We start from the raw sequence: 1,685 nt of genomic DNA on the forward strand, positions 1-1,685 counted from the left end.
AAGAGACAGCCCGAACGCTCGTTGACCTCCCGCAACCGGAGCCGCAACGCGTCACCCGCCGTGGCGCCCCGCACCTCCGTTCGCCGCCATGGGAACCGACGTTGCCTCACCAAAGCCACAGCAGACACCCAGACCTCCCGTGTCGGAACAGCGAGACAAGCGTACTGGCTTTCGCGAAAAGTGGAGCGATTTCGCGGGCTCGAACACCGGCGCCATCGGTAACCCGCCGCTGGTCGCATACCGTGTACGCGGACGGACGGTTCCTCTGCGACGACTCATGGGAGACGGCAATGGGTGAGTGGGTCAGTAGCTCGCGGCCTTACCTGACCGCGCGCTCCTCCGGACACGGCGACCCATGGAGCACCGAGGCCGGTGCACGCGGACGCCGTGGAACGCAGCGCGTCACCCACGCGGGCCTGGTGCCGGCGCCCAGCGAGATCGCAACACTGCTCGGCACGCCGGAGGGCGGCGACGTGATCGCCCGGCGCCGGATCATGTTCCTCGACGACCTGCCCTTCGAACTCACCGACACCTACTACCCGACGCGTATCGCCGCCGGCACCCGGCTCGCGGAAACCGCGAAGATCCCGGGAGGAGCGATCGCCCTTCTCGCCGAACTCGGCCACGTCGGAGTCCGGGTGAGCGAGGACGTGTCCGCCCGCATGCCCACCGAAGACGAACGGGAAGCACTCCGCACGTCGACCACCGAACCGGTACTCCAGCTCACCCGAGTCACGCTGGACGAGGCCGACCAGCCCATCCAGGTCGATCGCATGGTGATGCCCGCGCATCGTCAACGCCTGCGCTACGAACTGAGGATCGACTGACGCATGCCGGGAGAAGCCACGGGCCACAGCGACCCGCGTTCGCTGCACGAGCGGATCGCAGCCGATCTCCGCGACGACATCATGCGCGGCGACCTGCCGCCCGGCGGCAAGATGCCGACCACCGCCCAGCTCACGGAACGCTTCTCGGCCTCCAACGCAACGGTGCAGAAGGCCCTACGCCTCCTGAAGGACGAAGGGCTGGTCGTGGGTCGCGCCGGCTCGTCCGTCACAGTCCGCGAGCGCCGCCAACAACTGGTCCGCCCCGCCGCGTATCTGGCACCGGCCGCGCCAGGCGAGCCGCTCCCCTGGATCTCCAAGAACAGCGGCCACGGACGGCGCCCGAGCAGCCGACTACTGGAGGTGGCCGAGGTGACTCCTCCGACCGACGTGTCGGAAGCCCTCACTCTGCCACCGGGCGGTAAAGCGCTCCTGCGGGCCCAGATCCTCTCGATTGACGAGGAGCCGGTGGAACTGGTCCAGAGCTACTACCCGTTGGAGCTCGCGCGCGGCACCGCGCTCACCGAACCCCGAAAGATCCGAGGCGGCTCACCGGCTCTGCTGGCCGGACTCGGACACCCGCCCAGGTCAAGCGTCGACCGCGTCTCCGCCCGCATCCCCACGCAGGAGCAGTACACGGCCCTCAAACTCCCGGGCAACCTCCCCGTACTCCGCACCCTCCGCGTAGTCCGAAGCGACGCCGCTCGCCCCATCGAGGTCACCGTCATGGTGAAGGCCGGCCACCTCTACGAACTCGAATACGAGTTCACCCCGGAGTAGTCCGCACCGACCCGGCGAAACGCCGGGCCGAGCGGATGGCCTGTGGATAACTCGGGCGGTGTCGGTGGTGGGGTGCACCAT

At 68.6% G+C, this 1,685-nt stretch carries 2 protein-coding genes; both read left to right on the plus strand.

Annotated elements, in window-relative coordinates:
• Nucleotides 1-290 precede the first annotated feature (290 nt).
• Entirely contained in the window at nucleotides 291-827 is a 537-nt protein-coding gene (locus tag GL263_RS26080; RefSeq protein WP_182858196.1) for a GntR family transcriptional regulator, read from the plus strand.
• 3 nt (nucleotides 828-830) lie between these two features.
• Entirely contained in the window at nucleotides 831-1,604 is a 774-nt protein-coding gene (locus tag GL263_RS26085) for a GntR family transcriptional regulator (RefSeq protein ID WP_182858197.1), read from the plus strand.
• Nucleotides 1,605-1,685 lie beyond the last annotated feature (81 nt).

The organism is Streptomyces durbertensis, assembly GCF_014156695.1.
Classification (GTDB): Bacteria; Actinomycetota; Actinomycetes; order Streptomycetales; family Streptomycetaceae; genus Streptomyces; species Streptomyces durbertensis.

Bases quoted from the DNA above. Each gene is read 5' to 3' on its own strand.
- GL263_RS26080 (WP_182858196.1), top strand. From the start codon at position 291: ATGGGTGAGTGGGTCAGTAGCTCGCGGCCTTACCTGACCGCGCGCTCC.
- GL263_RS26085 (WP_182858197.1), top strand. From the start codon at position 831: ATGCCGGGAGAAGCCACGGGCCACAGCGACCCGCGTTCGCTGCACGAG.